Source organism: Micromonospora narathiwatensis (genome assembly GCF_900089605.1).
GTDB lineage: Bacteria > Actinomycetota > Actinomycetes > Mycobacteriales > Micromonosporaceae > Micromonospora > Micromonospora narathiwatensis.
The window spans coordinates 1,999,539-2,017,262 of the sequence record NZ_LT594324.1 but is presented as its reverse complement, the minus strand read 5'-3'; the positions used below and the strand labels follow the sequence as shown (position 1 = coordinate 2,017,262).

2 protein-coding genes (1 of these 2 cut by a window edge) are annotated in these 17,724 nt (G+C 73.0%); both read left to right on the top strand.

Features of this window, described 5'->3' with window-relative positions:
• Positions 1-41 carry the end of a type I polyketide synthase gene (locus GA0070621_RS08825; protein ID WP_091193190.1) on the top strand. 13,819 nt of this gene lie to the left of the window's left edge, so the window shows 41 of its 13,860 coding nt (coding positions 13,820-13,860); its start codon lies off the left edge, out of view; it ends in the stop codon at positions 39-41.
• A complete protein-coding gene (locus tag GA0070621_RS08820) occupies positions 31-17,724 on the top strand; it encodes a type I polyketide synthase (protein ID WP_091193187.1) in 17,694 nt (5,897 codons plus the stop codon). Before GA0070621_RS08825 ends, GA0070621_RS08820 begins: the two co-directional genes overlap by 11 nt.

The window sequence follows — 17,724 nt, the reverse complement described above, 5'->3', positions numbered from 1 at the left end:
AGCTCGATCTCACCGGTGAGGTGGCCACGGATGGCGAATGAGGAAAAGCTGGTCGCGTACCTCAAGCGGGCCACCGCGGACCTGTACCAGACCCGCCAGCGCCTGCAGGAGGTCGAGGAACGCGCCCGGGAGCCGATCGCGATCATCGGGATGGCCTGCCGCTACCCGGGCGGGGTCACCTCCCCTGAGGAGTTGTGGCAACTGCTGGCCTCCGGCACCGACGCGGTCGGCGGGTTCCCCACCGACCGGGGCTGGGACCTGACCGCCCTCTACGACCCGGACCCGGACACGCCGGGCACCACGTACACCCGGGAGGGCGGCTTCCTCTACGACGCGGGTGACTTCGACCCCGGCTTCTTCGCGATCAGCCCCAGGGAGGCGTTGGCCACCGATCCGCAGCAACGGCTGCTGCTGGAGGCCGCCTGGGAGAGTATCGAACGGGCCGGCATCGACCCCACCACGCTGCGCGGCACCAGCACCGGCGTCTTCACCGGAGTGGTCGCTCAGGACTACGGGCCCCGGCTGCACGAACGGCACCAGGCACCGGAGGGGATCGAGGGCTACCTGCTCACCGGCAACACGTCCAGCGTGGTGTCCGGGCGGGTGGCGTACGTGCTGGGGCTGGAGGGGCCGGCGGTCACGGTGGACACCGCCTGCTCGTCGTCGCTGGTGGCGCTGCACCTGGCCGGCCAGGCCATCCGCAACGGGGAGTGCGACCTGGCCCTCGCGGGCGGTGTGGCGGTGATGACCACACCGGACAACTTCGTCGAGTTCGCCCGGCAGCGGGGGTTGGCCGCCGACGGGCGGTGCAAGCCGTTCGCGGCCACGGCCGACGGCACCGGGTGGGGCGAGGGCGTCGGCCTGGTGCTGGTGGAACGGCTGTCCCGGGCACGCCGGCTCGGGCACCCGATCCTGGCGGTGGTCCGCGGGTCGGCGCTGAACCAGGACGGCACCAGCAGCCAACTCTCCGCACCGAACGGGCCGGCGCAGGAACGGGTGATCCGGCAGGCCCTGGCCAACGCCCGGCTCACCCCCGCCGACGTGGACGCGGTCGAGGCCCACGGCACCGGCACCACCCTCGGCGACCCCATCGAAGCCCAGGCGCTGCTCGCCACGTACGGGCAGCAGCGGCGGGACGACCAACCGCTCTGGCTCGGGTCGATCAAATCGAACCTCGGCCACGCCCAGGCCGCCGCCGGTATCGCCGGCGTGATCAAAATGGTCCTGGCGATGCGGCACGGCACGTTGCCCCGCTCGCTGCACATCGACGCCCCCACCCCGCACGTCGACTGGGACAGCGGCAACGTACGGCTGCTCGACCGGGCGGTGGACTGGGCACCGGGCGGGCAGCCGCGCCGGGCCGGGGTGTCCTCGTTCGGCATCAGCGGCACCAACGCCCACGTCATCCTCGAAGAGGCGCCACCGGCGGAAGCCACCGGGCCGACCGTCGACCCGTGGGACGGGTGGGCGTCGTGGCAGTTGTCGGCCAGGACCGAGGCCGCGCTCCGCGACCACGCCGCCCGCCTGGCGGCCTGGCTGGCCGAGCATTCGGACGTCGCGCCGGCCACGGTCGCGGCGGCGCTGGCCCGGCGTGCCCGGTTCGCGCACCGGGCGGTGGTCACGGCCGCCGGCGGCGAGGACTTCACCGCGGCGCTGACCGCGCTGGCCAACGGCGAGCCGCACCCGCACCTGCACACGAGCGCGGTGGACCAGCCCGGCAAGGTGGCCTTCTGTTTCACCGGCCAGGGCAGCCAATACCCGGGCATGGGCGCCGACCTGTACGCCACCAACCCCACCTACCGACAGGCGTTCGACCAGGCGTGCGAGGCATTGAACCCCCACCTCGAACACCGCCTCCAAGACGTGGTTTTCTCCGAGCCAGGCACCGACCACGCGGCACTACTGAACACCACCGCCTACACCCAGCCCGCACTCTTCGCCCTCCACATCGCCCTGCACCAGGTCGCCACCACCCAACTCGGCCTCAAACCCGACCACCTCACCGGACACTCCCTCGGCGAAATCACCGCCGCCCACCTCGCCGGAGTCCTCACCCTCACCGACGCCGCCCACCTCGTCACCACCCGAGCCCGACTCATGAACAGCATCACCACCCCCGGCGCCATGACCGCCCTCCAAGCCACCCGAGACGAAGCCGACGAATTGATCGCCGGCCACGACGGCGTCACCATCGCCGCCGTCAACACCCCACACACCACCGTCATCAGCGGCGACCGAGACGTATGCGAACAACTCGCCGCCCGCTGGCGCGAGCAAGGACGCAAAACCACCGCACTCCAGGTCAGCCACGCCTTCCACTCACCCCACATGAACGCCATCACCGACGAATTCCACACCGTCGCCGCCGGGCTCACCTACCAGGCACCCACCCTGCCCGTCATCAGCAACGTCACCGGACAACTCGCCACCACCGAACAACTCACCAACCCCGACTACTGGGTGGAACACATCCTCGCCCCCGTCCACTACGCCAACGGCATCACCACCCTCCACAACCAACACGGCGTCCGCACCTTCGTCGAACTCGGACCGGACGGGACGCTCACCGCGCTGCACCAGCAGACGTTGAACGACGTGGTGGCCGTTCCCACCCTGCACCGCAAGCGGCCACACCAGCACACCCTCCTCGCGGCCGCCGCCATCGTCGGCGGCCGGCCCGCCGACGCCGGTGCCCACCTGGACCTGCCCACCTACCCGTTCCAGCACACCCGGCACTGGCTGGTGACCGGAGGCGGGGCCGCCGCCCGCCCAGGCGACCTCGGGCTGCGGCCGAGCACCCACCCGCTGCTCGGCGGGCGGCTCGACCTGGCCACCGACGCCCGCACCGTCCTCACCGGGCGGCTGTCGCCGGGCACCCATCCGTGGCTGGTGGACCACACCATCGCCGACCGGTGCCTGCTGCCCGCCACCGCCCTGATCGACATGACGCTGCACGCCGGGTTGGCCGGCGGGCATCCGTACCTGGAGGAATTGACCCTGCACAGCCCGCTGGAGCTGCCGGCGGACGGTGCCGTGGAGGTGCAGGTCGTCCTCGCCGAACCGACGGACGGGCAGCGGGCGGTGGAGGTGCACTCCCGCCCGGCCGGGGAGACCGACGCGGCCTGGACGATGAACGCCGCGGGCCGGCTGACCACCGCCACCGCGACCGGGGCGGCGGACCGGCCGACCGCGTGGCCGCCGGCCGGGGCCGTGCCGCTGGACGTGGCCGGCCTGTACGACGAGTTGGCGGGACTGGGCTACCAGTACGGGCCGGCGTTCCAGGGCCTGCGTCGGGCGTGGCGCTCGGGTGACGACCTCTACGCGGAGGTGACCCTGCCGGAGGGCGTACGCGCCGACGTCGACCGGTTCGGCGTACACCCGGCGTTGCTGGACGCGGCGTTGCACGTCCTGGGGGTGACCGACGACGTGCGGGACGGCGTCTGGCTGCCGTTCGTCTGGTCCGGGGTGCGCCTGTACGCCACCGGGGCCACGTCGCTGCGGGTACGCCTGTCCCGCGCCGCGTCCGACCGCGCCGAGCTGGCCGTGCACGACCCCGCCGGGCAGCCGGTGTTGGAGGCCCGGTCGCTGGTGCTGCGGGAGATACCGCGCCGGGCCGGCGGGCCGGCCGCGCCACGGCTGGATCCGCAGTGGCTGCTGCACGTGGACTGGCCCGTCCTTCCCGGTGTCGAGACGGCGGGGGAACCTCCGGAGACGATCGGCCTCGCCGCGATCGGCGTCGACGAGACCACCGCCGGCCTGCTGCGCCGTACCCTTCCGGCGGCGCGGATCGCCGACTCGGTGCGGAGCGTACGCGCCGTCGGCGCGGAGGCCGTGGTGGTGCCGTGCTGGACCCCCGGCGGCGAGGCGGAGCCGGCGGCCGACGGCGATGTGCCGGGGGCGACGCACCGGTTGACGGAGTCGCTGCTGCGGGTGTTGCAGGAGTGGCTGGCCGAGGAGTCGCTGGCCGACAGCCGGCTGGTGGTGCTGACCCGGGGTGCGGTGAGCACCGGGGTGGACGACCGGATCAGCGACCTGGCCGGGGCCGCCTGCTGGGGGCTGGTGCGTTCCAGCCAGACCGAGCACCCGGACCGGATCACCATCGTCGACCTCGACGCGACCGCTGTCGACGACGTGTCCGAACTGCTGACCCGGGCGGTGGGGTGTGGTGAGCCGCAACTGGCGATCCGCGACGGCCGCCTGCACGTCCCCCGCCTCCAACCCGCCCACACCACGGCCGGCCTGCCCCTACCCGACAGCGACACCTGGCGACTGGAAACCACCTCCGGCGGCAGCCTGGACAACCTCAACCTCACCCACTGCCCCGACTACACCACACCCCTACAACCACACGAAGTCCGCGTCCGCCTCCACACCGGCGGAGTCAACTTCCGCGACGTCGTCGTCGCCCTCGGCATCGTCAACGACCCCCGCCCCATCGGCGGCGAAGGCGCCGGCACCATCACCCACACCGGCACCGCCGTCACCAACCTCCACCCCGGCCAACACGTCATGGGCCTCTTCAACGGCATCGGCCCCACCGCCACCACCGACCACCGCCTCGTCACCCCCATCCCCGACGGCTGGACCCTCACCCAAGCCGCCACCGCACCCATCGCCTACCTCACCGCCTACCACGCCCTCCACGACCTCGCCCACCTCCAACCCGGCGAACACCTCCTCATCCACGCCGCCACCGGCGGCGTCGGCCAAGCCGCCATCCACCTCGCCCGCCACCTCGGCGCCCACATCCACACCACCGCCCACCCCACCAAATGGCCCACCCTCCACCAACTCGGCATCACCCCCGAACACATCGCCAACAGCCGCACCCTCGACTTCGAAAACCACTACCGCACCCACACCCCCGGCATCGACGTCATCCTCAACAGCCTCACCGGCGAACACCTCAACGCCTCCGGCCGCCTCCTCACCCCAGGCGGACGCCTCATCGACATGGGCAAAACCGACATCCGCCACCCACAGACATGGACCACCGAACACCCCCACACCACCTACCAAGCCTTCGACCTCATGGACCCCGGCGAAAACCACATCGCCACCCTCTACCAACACCTCCAACCCCTCTTCCAAAACGGCACACTCCCACCCCTACCCACCCGCACCTACGACATCCGCCACGCCCCCACCGCCTTCCGCTACCTCGCCAACGCCCGCCACACCGGCAAAATCGCCCTCACCCTCCCAACAGCACCAGCCGACCACGGCACCACCCTCATCACCGGCGGCACCGGCACCCTCGCCCAGCACACCGCCGCCCACCTCGTCACCCACCACGACACCCGCCACCTCCACCTACTCAGCCGCCAAGGGCCGAACCACCCCCACGCACCCACCCTCATCCACCAGCTCACCGGCCTCGGCGCCACCATCACCATCAGCCGCTGCGACACCACCGACGAGGCGCAACTCGCCGAGATCATCGACCACATCGACCACACCGGCCACCCACTCACCGGCGTCATCCACACCGCCGGCACCCTCAACGACACCACCCTCACCAACCTCACCCCGTCGAACCTCCACACCACCCTCGCTCCCAAGGTCGACACCGCCTGGCACCTCCACAAGGCCACCAGGAACCGCCCCCTCACCCACTTCGTCCTCTTCTCGGCGTTCGCCGGGACCCTGGGCACCGGTGGACAGGCCGGGTACGCGGCCGCGAACACCTTCCTGGACGCGCTGGCGGAGTACCGGCGCGCCGACGGGCTACCGGCGACCGCGCTGGCCTGGGGTTACTGGAACGACACCAGCACGATGACCGCGCACCTGACCGAGGTGGACCGGGCGCGGATGGCGCGGGCCGGCAGCCTCGGACTCGACACGGACGAGGGCATGGCCCTCCTCGACGCGGCTCTGACCCACACCCACCCCGCCCTCGCCCCCGTCAAACTCCACCGCCCCACGCTGCGCAACCAACCCCACGTTCCCGCCATCCTCACCGCCCTCGCCGGCGCGCCCACCCGGCGCGCGGTCTCCGGGTACGGGGACGACGCCGGGGCGTCCCTGATGGACCGCCTGACCGGGCTCGGGGCGGACGATCGGCGGGCGGCGCTGGAGGATCTGCTGCGTACGACGGTGGCGGTCGTGCTCGGCCACGCGACGGCCGAGTCCATCCAGCTCGGGCGGGCCTTCCGCGACCTCGGGTTCGACTCGTTGACCTCGGTCGAACTGCGCAACCGGCTGAGCACGGTCACCGACCTGCAACTGCCGGCCACGCTGGTCTTCGACCACCCCACCCCAGCGGCCGTCGTGGAGTACCTCGCCGGCCGGCTGCCGGGCCGAGCCGGGCAACCGGCCCCAGCGACGCGGGTGCTGCCGGCCACGGCCGCCGACGAGCCGATCGCAATCGTGGGGATGGCGTGCCGCTATCCGGGTGGGGTCAGCGACCCGGAGGAGTTGTGGGAGCTGCTGGCCTCGGGCCGGGACGCGATCGGGGAGTTCCCGACCGACCGTGGTTGGCGGTTGGAGCGGCTCTACGATCCGCGCCCGGAGCACGCCGGCACCACGTACGCCCGGGAGGCCGGGTTCATCGCCGGGGCCACCGACTTCGACGCCGCCTTCTTCGGGATCAGCCCGCGCGAGGCGACCGCGATGGACCCGCAGCAACGGCTGCTGCTCGAGGCCGCCTGGGAGAGCATCGAACGGGCCGGCATCGACCCCACCACGCTGCGCGGCAGCGCCACCGGTGTCTTCACCGGCCTGGCCTTCGACGAGTACGGGCCCCGGATGCACGAGGCGCCGGAGGCGTACGAGGGGTTCATGCTGACCGGCAACACGACGAGCGTGGCGTCCGGGCGGATCGCGTACCTGTTGGGGTTGGAGGGGCCGGCGGTCACGGTGGACACCGCCTGCTCCTCGTCGCTGGTCGCCATGCATCTCGCGGCGCAGGCCATCCGCAACGGCGAGTGCGACCTGGCCCTCGCCGGCGGGGTCACCGTCATGGCCACCCCCGGCATGCTCATCGAGTTCAGCCGCCAGCGCGGACTCGCCCCCGACGGGCGGTGCAAGCCGTTCGCCGCCGCCGCCGACGGCACCGGCTGGGGCGAGGGCGTCGGCCTGCTGCTGCTGGAACGCCTCTCCACCGCGCGGGAACGCGGTCACCGCGTCCTCGCCGTCGTACGAGGTTCGGCGGTCAACCAGGACGGGGCCAGCAACGGCCTCACCGCCCCGAACGGACCGTCCCAGGAACGCGTCATCCGCCAGGCCCTGGCCAACGCCCGCCTGAACCCGGCGGACGTCGACGCCGTCGAGGCCCACGGCACCGGCACCACCCTCGGCGACCCCATCGAAGCCCAAGCACTCCTCGCCACCTACGGACAGGACCGACGCGACGACCAGCCCTTGTGGTTGGGCTCGATCAAGTCGAACATCGGCCACACCCAGGCAGCCGCCGGCGCCGCCGGCATCATCAAGATGGTCCTCGCACTCCAGCACGACCTGCTGCCCCGGTCGCTGCACATCGACGCCCCCACCCCGCACGTGGACTGGGACGCCGGCAACGTCCGCCTCCTCGACAAGGCCGTCGAGTGGCGACGGAACGGACACCCACGGCGCGGAGCGGTGTCGTCGTTCGGTGTCAGCGGAACGAACGCGCACGTGATCCTTGAGGAACCACCCGCGACGGAGCCGGCCGCCACGCCGAACGTCGACCCGTGGGACGGGTGGGTGTCGTGGGTGCTGTCGGCGAAGACCGAGCCGGCGCTGCGCGCGTACGCCGGGCGGCTGGGCGGGTGGCTGGCCGACCACGGGGCGGACGTGACGCCGGCCGAGGTCGGGGACACGCTCGCCCGGCGGCCCCGCTTCCCGCATCGCGCCGTGCTGGTGGCCCGTACCCGCGACGAGTTCGCCGCCGCGCTGGCCGCGCTCGCCGAGGGGCGACCGCATCCCGTCGTCGTCAGCGGCAGCACCGGCGATCCCGGCCGGATCGCCTTCTGTTTCACCGGTCAGGGCAGCCAGTACCCGGGCATGGGCGCCGACCTGTACGCCACCAACCCCACCTACCGACAGGCGTTCGACCAGACGTGCGAGGCGTTGAACCCGCACCTCGAACACCGCCTCCAAGACGTGGTTTTCTCCGAGCCGGGCACCGACCACGCGGCACTACTGAACACCACCGCCTACACCCAACCCGCACTGTTCGCCCTCCACATCGCCCTGCACCAGGTCGCCACCACCCAACTCGGCCTCAAACCCGACCACCTCACCGGACACTCCCTCGGCGAAATCACCGCCGCCCACCTCGCCGGAGTCCTCACCCTCACCGACGCCGCCCACCTCGTCACCACCCGAGCCCGACTCATGAACAGCATCACCACCCCCGGCGCCATGACCGCCCTCCAAGCCACCCGAGACGAAGCCGACGAATTGATCGCCGGCCACGACGGCGTCACCATCGCCGCCGTCAACACCCCACACACCACCGTCATCAGCGGCGACCGACACGTATGCGAACAACTCGCCGCCCGCTGGCGCGAGCAAGGACGCAAAACCACCGCACTCCAGGTCAGCCACGCCTTCCACTCACCCCACATGACCGCCATCACCGACGAATTCCACACCGTCGCCGCCGGGCTCACCTACCAGGCACCCACCCTGCCCGTCATCAGCAACGTCACCGGACAACTCGCCACCACCGAACAACTCACCAACCCCGACTACTGGGTGGAACACATCCTCGCCCCCGTCCACTACGCCAACGGCATCACCACCCTCCACAACCAACACGGCGTCCGTACCTTCGTCGAACTCGGACCGGACGGGACGCTCACCGCGCTGCACCAGCAGACGCTGGGCGAGGTCGTCGCGGTGTCCGGCCTGCACAAGGACCGGCCCGGCCCGCGTACCCTGCTCGCGGCCGCCGCGACGCTGGACGCCCGCCCGGCCGGCGGCCACCCCCACCTCGACCTGCCCACCTACCCGTTCCAGTCCACCCGGCACTGGCTGTCCGACACCCACCGGACCAGCCCCGCCGACCTGGGGCTGCACCCCACCCGGCACGCCGTGCTGACCAGCCGGCTCGACCTGGCCACCGAGGGCGGCACCGTCCTCACCGGGCGGCTCGCCGCCGGCACCAGTTGGCTCGACGACCACCGGGTACTGGCGACCCGACTCCTGCCGGCGAGCGGTTTCCTGGACCTGGCGCTGCACGCCGGTACCGGCACCGGGCACCCGTACCTCACGGAACTGACCGTGGCCGCGCCGCTGCCCGTACCGGACGGCCGGGCCGTGCAGGTGCAGGTCACCGTCGCGGAGGCCGACGACGCGGGCCGGCGTACCGTGACCATCCACGCGCGGGACGCGGAGTGCGAGCCGGACGCGGCCTGGACCCGGCACGGCGGCGGCGTCCTCGGCACCACCGCGCCGGCCGCGCCGCCGGTCGGGCCGGTCTGGCCGCCGGCCGGCGCCGAACCGGTCGACGTCGCCGAGGTGTACGCCCGGCTCGGCGCGGCGGGCTACCGGCACGGGCCGGCCCTGCGCTGCCTGTGGGAGGCCTGGCGACAGGACGGCGGACTGTTCCTCGAGGTCGGTCTCGACGAGGAACAGCGGGCGGAGGCCGCGCAGCACGCGCTGCACCCGGCGCTGCTGGAGGCGGCCCTGCACCCGCTGCTGGCCGACCTGCGGGACCGGCGGCCCGACGCGGTGCCGACCGTCACCGGGTGGTCCGAGGTGCGGCTGCTCGCCGCCGGCGCCACCACGCTACGGGTGCTGCTGCGGCCGACCGGGGACGGCCAGTTCACCCTCGCCGGCTACGACCCGACCGGTCAGCCGGTGCTCACCGCCGCGCTCGACACCGGGGCGCTGCCCGTCGACCGGTTGACCGCCACCGGTCCCGCGCCGGAGCTGTACGCCCTCGACTGGGAGCGGTGGCCGGTGCCCGAGTCCGCCGGGGTGCCCGATGCCGCCGGCACCATCTGGTCGTACCGGACACCGGAGGCCGAGCTGGCCGATCCGGCAGGTGCCGCGCACCGGGCGGTGGCGCTGCTCCAGGCGGCGGTCGGTGACCCGGCCGGGCCGCCGCTGGTGGTGCTGACCCGGCACGCCGTCGCGGCGCTGCCCGGCGAGGACCCGCGCGACCTGCCCGCGGCGGCCGTGTGGGGCGCCGCCGGCGCGGCGCAGGCCGCCGAGCCCGGCCGGATCGTCCTGGTCGACACCGACGGGCATCCGGAGAGCGAGGCGGTCCGGGACCGGGCGGTGGCCGCCGCCGTCGCGGCCGGCGAACCCCGGCTCGCCCTGCGCACCGGCACGGTGTTCCTGCCCCGGCTGGTCCGCGCGACCGTCAGCGCCCCGGACCCCGCCGGCCTCGGCCCGGACCTCGCCGGCCTCGGCCCGGACGGCACGGTCCTGGTGACCGGCGACACGCGGGCCGTCGCGGCGGCGCGGGACCTGATCACCCGGCACGGGGTACGGCACCTGCTGCTGGCCGGCGCCGTCGACGTGGCACCGGCGGTCGGTGCGCTGACCGGGCTCGACGCCCAGGTCACCGTCACCGGCTGCGACACCACCGACCCCGGCGCCCTGGCCGACCTGCTCGCCACCGTCGATCCGGCCCGCCCGCTCACCGCCGTGCTGCACGCCGGGGGCGACCCGGCGACCGGGTGGGCACTGCACGAGGCGACCCGCCAGCTCGACCTGGCGGCGTTCGTCCTCCTCTCCGACGTGGCCGGCACGCTCGGCACCGTCGGGGCGAGCGCCCGGGGCGGCGACGCCGCGTTCCTCGACGCGCTGGCCCACCACCGGCGGGCGTACGGGCTGGCCGCGGTCAGCGTGTCCGGCGGGGCGGCCGACGCGCCACGGCCCGACGGTGTCGTTCCGGCACCCGCGTCGGGCCCGCTCGACCTGGCCCTCGCCACCGGCGCGGCGGTGCTGCTCGCGGCACGGGTCAGCGAGCCGGCCGGCCCGGTGCCCGCGCCGCTGCGCGGGTTGTTCCGCGCCGGGCTGCGGGACGCCGCCGCCGACGCCGGCCCGCTGACGTACGCGCAGCGGCTCGCCGCCCGCCCTCCGGCCGAGCAGCGCAGAGCGCTGCACGACCTGGTGCTGGGGGCCGTGGCGACGGTGGCCGGGCTGGAGTCGGCGGAGGCGGTCGACCCGGGGCAGGCGTTCAAGGATCTCGGGTTCACCTCTCTCACGGCCGTCGAGCTGCGCAACCGGATCGGCGCGGCCACCGGCCTGGCGCTGCCGGCGACCCTGGTGTTCGACCATCCCACCCCGACGGCGGTGGTCGACCACCTGCGGGAGCTGGTCTCCGGGGTCCCGACGGCCCGTACCACGACGCCGGTCCGGGTGGCCGCCGTCGACGAACCGGTGGCGATCGTCGGGATGGCCTGCCGCTATCCGGGCGGCGTCGGCTCACCGGAGCAGCTGTGGCAGCTGGTGGTCTCCGAGGGCGACGCGATCAGCGAGTTCCCGGACGGACGGGGCTGGGACGTCGAGGCCATCTACCACCCGGACCCCGGCACGCCGGGGACCACGTACACCCGGCACGGCGGGTTCCTCGACGACGCCGCCGGTTTCGACGCGGCCTTCTTCGGCATCAACGGCCGGGAGGCGGCGGCGATGGACCCGCAGCAGCGCCTGCTGCTGGAGACCGCGTGGGAGGCCGTGGAGCGGGCGGGCATCGACCCGGCCGGCCTGCGCGGCACCGCGACGGGCGTCTTCACCGGGGTCATCGACAACGACTACGGACCCCGGTTCGACGAGGTGCCGGAGGACTACGAGGGCTACCTGATGACCGGGGCGACGACCGCGCTGGCGTCGGGCCGGATCGCGTACACGCTGGGGTTGGAGGGCCCGGCGATGACCGTGGACACGGCATGCTCGTCGTCGCTGGTGGCGATGCACCTGGCGGCGCAGGCGATCCGTAACGGCGAGTGCGACCTGGCCCTGGCGGGCGGGGTGACGGTGCTGGCCACGCCCGGTGGCTTCGTGGAGTTCAGCCGGCAGCGGGGACTGTCGGCGGACGGCCGGTGCAAGCCGTTCGCGGCTGCGGCGGACGGGTTCGGGTTCGCCGAGGGCGTCGGCCTGGTGCTCCTGGAACGGCTCTCCGTGGCCCGGGAACGCGGCCATCGGGTCCTCGCCGTCATCCGCGGTTCGGCGGTGAACCAGGACGGGGCCAGCAACGGCCTCACCGCACCCAACGGGCCGGCGCAGGAACGCGTCATCCGGCAGGCCCTGGCCAACGCCCGCCTCACCCCCGCCGACGTGGACGCGGTCGAGGCGCACGGCACCGGCACCACCCTCGGCGACCCCATCGAGGCCCAGGCACTCCTCGCCACGTACGGACAGCACCGGCGGGACGACCAACCGTTGTGGCTCGGGTCGATCAAGTCGAACATCGGCCACACCCAGGCCGCCGCCGGGGTGGCCGGCGTGATCAAGATGGTCGTGGCCATGCAGCAGGGCATGCTGCCCCGCTCGCTGCACATCGACGCCCCCACCCCGCACGTCGACTGGGACAGCGGCAACGTACGGCTGCTCGACCGGGTGGTCGACTGGAAGCCGAACGGGCACCTGCGGCGGGCGGCGGTGTCGGCGTTCGGGATGAGCGGCACCAACGCCCACCTGATCATCGAGGAGTTCCCGGCCCCGGCGGATTCGGTCGCCGTACCCGTCGTGGACGTGCCGGACGAGGTGACCGACCTGCCCGGCGGTGGGTGGGTGCCGTGGCTCCTCTCCGCGAAAACCGAGCCCGCCCTACGGGAGTACGCCCGCCGCCTACGCGACTGGACCACCGACACGGACGACCTCGACCTCGTCGGCGTCGCCCACGCCCTCACCGGCCGGTCGACGTTCCCCCACCGGGCGGTGGTCCTCGGCCGCACCCTCGACGAACTACGCGAGGCGTTGACCGCCCTGGTCGAGGCGGCCGAGCACCCGAACCTGACCATCGGCGAAGCGAGCGACGGCGGGCGGGTCGCCTTCATCTACCCGGGTCAGGGCAGCCAATGGCCGGCCATGGCCCACCAGCTCTACCGCACCTCCCCGACCTTCCGAAACAGCATCGACAGCACTGAGGCGGCGCTGCGCCCGCACCTCGACTGGTCACTGCTCAGCGTGGTTCTGGAACGACCCGACGCGGCCGGCCTGGACCGGGTCGACGTCGTCCAGCCAACCCTGTTCGCCGTCACGACGGCACTGACCGCCCTGTGGCGGCACCACGGCATCACGCCCGACGGGGTGATCGGCCACAGCCAGGGAGAGATCACCGCCGCCCACGCTGCCGGCATCCTCACCCTCGACCAGGCCGCCCGACTCATCGCCCACCGCGGCCGGGCCCTCACCTCCATCGAGGGCACCGGCGGCATGCTCGCCGTCACCGGCCCGGCCCCGGAGGAGCTACCCGCACTGCTCGGGCGACTGGTCCCCGGGCACGCCGCCGAGCTGCACCTCGCGGCCCACAACGCCCCCACGAACTGCGTACTCTCCGGTGCCCCCGACGCCATCGAGGCTGCCCACCAGGCGCTGACCGGGCAGGGTTTCACGGCCAGGATCATCCCGGTCAGCTACGCCAGCCACTGCCCCCACGTCGACCCGCTCCACGCGGAACTCACCAGCGTCACGGTCGATCCGCAGGCCGATGGCAGCACCTTCTACAGCAGCACCCGGCGGCGGACACTGTCCGGCACCGACCTCACCACCGACTACTGGTGGGCGAACCTGCGCCAGCCGGTCCACTTCCACCCGACCCTCCAGCAGATGATCGCCGACGACCACGGAACCCTCGTCGAGGTCAGCCCGCACCCCCTGCTCGCCCCCGCCGTCGACGACGTTACCGCCCTGCACACCCTCCGCCGGGACGCCGACCCCTGGCACACCCTGCTCACCAACACCGCGCTGCTGCACACCCGGACCACCCGTGCCGTCGCCTGGACGCGCCTGCTCCCAGAGACCCGGGCACACGCGGCCCCGCCCACCTATCCGTTCCACCACCAGCCGTACTGGCTCACCGGGCGGCGCAACCGGCGCCAGGACGGGCCGCAGCATCCGCTGCTCACCGGCCAGCTGGCCACCCCCACCGGCCAGCGCCTCCTCACCGGACAACTCTCGACCCGCAGCCACCCGTGGCTCGTCGACCACGCCATCACGGCCGGCTGCCTGCTGCCGGCGACCGCGTACGTGGACCTCGCCCTGCACGCGGGGGCCGGCACGGGACACCGGTACCTCGACGAGCTGACCCTGCACCAGCCGCTGTTCCTCACCGAGCAGCCGACGGACGTGCAGGTCACCCTCGACCCGCCGGACGAGGAGGACCGTCGTCGCGTGACCGTCCACTCGCGTCCACGGGGACGCACCGACGAGACGGCCTGGACGCACCACGCCACCGCCGCCCTCACCGTCGAACCCAGCACCGCGCCGCCCGCCACCCGCACCGAGTGGCCACCGGCGGGTGCCGACCCGCTGCCGGTCGACGGGGTGTACGAGTGGCTGGCCGAGCTGGGTTACCGGTACGGGCCGGCGTTCCAGGGCCTGCGTCGGGCCTGGCGTACGGGTGACGACCTGTACGCCGAGGTGGCGCTGCCGGAGCCGGTCCGGGGCGACGTCGACGGGTACGGCGTACACCCGGCGCTGCTGGACGCCACGTTGCACGTGCTGGCCCTCGCCGCCGAGGGTGACGTGAGCCGGGTGCAGCTGCCGTTCGTCTGGTCCGGCGTACGGCTGCACGCCACTCGGGCGACCAGTGTCCGCGTACACCTGGTACGCCGGGGCGGTGATCAGGCCGCGCTGGTCGTCTACGACCCGGCCGGCGAGCCCGTGCTGGACGCTCGGTCACTGGTGCTGCGCGAGGTGCCGGTCGAGGATGCGGAACGCGGCGGCGTACGGGTGGATCCGCAGTGGCTGCTGCACGTGGACTGGCTGCCGGTCGAGCCGACGGAACCCGTCGAGGTCGGCCCGGTGGCGGTGCTGAGCGACGACCCGGACGCGGTCGATCGCTGGTCGGCGGCGTTCGGGGCGGTGTCGGCGTACCCGACGGTGGCGGCGCTCGGTGAGGCCGGCGCGGCGGCGCGGACGGTCGTGCTGCCCTGGCCCGGCGTCGGGCCGGTGGTCGACGGGTTGGACATGCTGGCAGCCACCCACGGGTCTACCGAGTCGTTGCTGCGGGTGTTGCAGGAGTGGCTGGCCGAGGAGTCGCTGGCCGACAGCCGGCTGGTGGTGCTGACCCGGGGTGCGGTGAGCACCGGGGTGGACGACCGGATCAGCGACCTGGCGGCCGCCGCGTGCTGGGGCATGCTCCGCACCGGCCTCGCCGAACACCCAGACCGGATCACCGTGGTGGACCTGGACGAGAAGGCGGAGAGCATGGCCGTCCTCGGCCGGGCGGTGGGGTGTGGTGAGCCGCAACTGGCGATCCGCGACGGCCGCCTGCACGTCCCCCGCCTCCAACCCGCCCACACCACGGCCGGCCTGCCCCTACCCGACAGCGACACCTGGCGACTGGAAACCACCTCCGGCGGCAGCCTGGACAACCTCAACCTCACCCACTGCCCCGACTACACCACACCCCTACAACCACACGAAGTCCGCGTCCGCCTCCACACCGGCGGAGTCAACTTCCGCGACGTCGTCGTCGCCCTCGGCATCGTCAACGACCCCCGCCCCATCGGCGGCGAAGGCGCCGGCACCATCACCCACACCGGCACCGCCGTCACCAACCTCCACCCCGGCCAACACGTCATGGGCCTCTTCAACGGCATCGGCCCCACCGCCACCACCGACCACCGCCTCGTCACCCCCATCCCCGACGGCTGGACCCTCACCCAAGCCGCCACCGCACCCATCGCCTACCTCACCGCCTACCACGCCCTCCACGACCTCGCCCACCTCCAACCCGGCGAACACCTCCTCATCCACGCCGCCACCGGCGGCGTCGGCCAAGCCGCCATCCACCTCGCCCGCCACCTCGGCGCCCACATCCACACCACCGCCCACCCCACCAAATGGCCCACCCTCCACCAACTCGGCATCACCCCCGAACACATCGCCAACAGCCGCACCCTCGACTTCGAAAACCACTACCGCACCCACACCCCCGGCATCGACGTCATCCTCAACAGCCTCACCGGCGAACACCTCAACGCCTCCGGCCGCCTCCTCACCCCAGGCGGACGCCTCATCGACATGGGCAAAACCGACATCCGCCACCCACAGACATGGACCACCGAACACCCCCACACCACCTACCAAGCCTTCGACCTCATGGACCCCGGCGAAAACCACATCGCCACCCTCTACCAACACCTCCAACCCCTCTTCCAAAACGGCACACTCCCACCCCTACCCACCCGCACCTACGACATCCGCCACGCCCCCACCGCCTTCCGCTACCTCGCCAACGCCCGCCACACCGGCAAAATCGCCCTCACCCTCCCAACAGCACCAGCCGACCACGGCACCACCCTCATCACCGGCGGCACCGGCACCCTCGCCCAGCACACCGCCGTCCACCTCGTCACCCACCACGACACCCGCCACCTCCACCTACTCAGCCGCCAAGGGCCGAACCACCCCCACGCACCCACCCTCATCCACCAGCTCACCGGCCTCGGCGCCACCATCACCATCAGCCGCTGCGACACCACCGACGAGGCGCAACTCGCCGAGATCATCGACCACATCGACCACACCGGCCACCCACTCACCGGCGTCATCCACACCGCCGGCACCCTCAACGACACCACCCTCACCAACCTCACCCCCGCCCAACTACACGCCACCCTCGACCCCAAAATCGACACCGCCTGGCACCTCCACAAGGCCACCAGGAACCGCCCCCTCACCCACTTCGTCCTCTTCTCGTCCAGCTCGGGGACCATCGACACCCCGGGGCAGGCGAACTACGCGGCGGCCAACGCGTTCCTCGACGCGCTCGCCCAACATCGGCGGGATCTCGGATTGCCGGCGACAAGCACGGCGTGGGGCTACTGGACGCAGAAGACCGGCATGACCGGGCATCTGACCGAGGTCGACCGCGCGCGGATGGCCCGCGCCGGCAGCCTCGGCCTGGAAACCGAGGAAGGGCTCGCGCTCCTCGACGTGGCTCTCACCCACACCCACGCCAATCTGGTGCCGGTCAAGCTGCACCTGCCCACCCTGCGAAACCAGACCCGCCTCCCCGCCGTCCTCGCCACCCTGGCGGGCAGCCCCGCCCGGCGCGCCGCCGAGGAACAGGTGGTCGGCGGCCGGTCGCTCGCCGAGCAGCTCGGCGCGCTGCCGGCCGGCGAGCGGCCCCGGTTGCTGCTGGACCTGGTACGCGGTCACGTGGCGGTGGTGCTGGGGCAGGGTTCCCCGTCCTCGGTGCCGGCGGGCTCGCCCTTCAAGGACCTCGGCTTCGACTCGTTGACCTCGGTCGAACTGCGCAACCGGCTGCGTACGGCGACCGGGCTGCAACTGCCGGCCACGCTGGTCTTCGACCATCCCACCCCAGGGGCGGTGGCGGAGTACCTCGCCGGGCAGGTCGCGCCGGCGCAGCAGGCGCCGCCGACGTCCGTACTGGCCGAACTGGACCGGGTGGAATCGGCGCTCGCGGTGGCCGCGATGGACGAGGCGGAACGACGCCGGGCGGAGACCCGGCTGCGGGACCTGTTGCGCCGGCTGGACGGTCTACGGCCGGTCGGCGCGGACCTCGACGACGTCGTCGACCTGGAGTCGGCGACCGACGAGGAACTGTTCAGCGCACTGGACAAGGAACTCGGCGGTTCCCCGTCGTGA

Excerpts from the sequence above, each read along its gene's own strand:
- GA0070621_RS08820 (WP_091193187.1), top strand. The coding sequence starts at position 31 with ATGGCGAATGAGGAAAAGCTGGTCGCGTACCTCAAGCGGGCCACCGCG.